Origin of the sequence: Pseudomonas sp. 32_A (assembly GCF_017490905.1) — a bacterium.
In the GTDB taxonomy this organism is placed as follows: Bacteria; Pseudomonadota; Gammaproteobacteria; order Pseudomonadales; family Pseudomonadaceae; genus Aquipseudomonas; species Aquipseudomonas inefficax.
The window spans coordinates 1-1,250 of sequence record NZ_JAFGYI010000088.1; the positions used below are offsets into that span (position 1 = coordinate 1).

1 protein-coding gene is annotated in these 1,250 nt (G+C 54.9%); it reads right to left on the reverse strand.

Features of this window, described 5'->3' with window-relative positions; genetic code table 11:
* Positions 1-20: 20 nt before the first annotated feature.
* Complete coding sequence (locus tag J5M58_RS25715) at positions 21-992, reverse strand: IS110 family transposase (protein WP_207880112.1); 972 nt, start codon at positions 990-992, stop codon at positions 21-23.
* Between the last annotated feature and the right edge of the window lie 258 nt (positions 993-1,250).

Consider the following 1,250-nt stretch of genomic DNA (forward strand, 5'->3'; position numbering starts at 1 on the left):
TGTAGATACCGTCTTGACCCTCACCCCGCAAGAGCGATTTGAGGGTCAAACGGTTTGCCGGATTTCACTACGCCATACACCAGGTGCAAAAGCTTACGCATAGCAGCGCAGACTATCTGCTTGTAGGCTTTACGCCGATTGCTCAAACGCTCTGCCAGTGCCTTCACGACCGGGTTGTATCTGATCGAGACAGTGCCTGGCATCCACAAGCCGGCGCGCAATCTTGGGGCTCCTGTACGGGAAATGGTCGATTGGCCAATCTTCTCTCCCGATTGATGGATCATCGGGTTGAGGCCTGCAAACGCAACCATGGCTGACGGGCTTTCGTACTTCAGCGGATCACCCAGTTCTGCAAGGATCAGCGCGGCCGTGGTGTCTCCCAGGCCATCAATCGACGTAATCAGTTCTCGTCGCTGGCGCAGGTCTGGATCGTCATCGATCGTCTGCTCAATAGCCTTACGGGTTTTCGCTATTTCTTCGCTGATGTGCCCAATTACAGCTCTGATCGATTCCTGGACAGCGATCTGCGACACATCCAGACGGTTCTGCTCCATCTGCTGCATCTCTTTCAGGTCGTCCAGACGCCGCACCAAGGCCCGCAAGCGCCGCTGAGCTGGCGGCTCAGGCTTCCACTGACGAAGCAAATCTTTTTTCTGCTGACCGTAAGCAGCAATAACCTTGGCATCAGCCTTATCAGTTTTGACGCGTCGAAGGTCCGCTCCGGCAAACTTGGCAATCACGGCGGGATTCAGAATACACACCCGGTAACCCTTGGCATGAAAGCACTCAGCAAGCGCTTCGTGATAAGTGCCAGTGGCCTCCATGATAACCCAGGCACGTGGTTCGGCATGTTGCTCAAGCCAGGTTGCGAATTGCTCAAAACCACTCGGATTATTGGCCAGCTTGGCTTTGGTACGGACTTTCCCATTGGGAAGTGGAGTTGCAATATCGAAAGATCGCTTGGCTACATCGACGCCAACAACAACAGACATGATCTTCTCCCTCAGACAACGAAGTTTCGATCACCCAGCACTCGGTTCAACCTTGCGAATGCGTGCTCACGCCGGGGGGCGGCACTAGATACCGTTCGAACTGTTCGAGTGGGGTTGGAGGGCCAGAGCGTTATCTACAATACGGGCTCGATGCCCTTGGAGCGGCTCCGCTTCATGACCCTCCCTCGATGATCAGTCGAGAACTTTCGCCTCTTGTGAGGCGAAAGTCGAGATACAAGGAGCGGCCTTGTGTCGCGA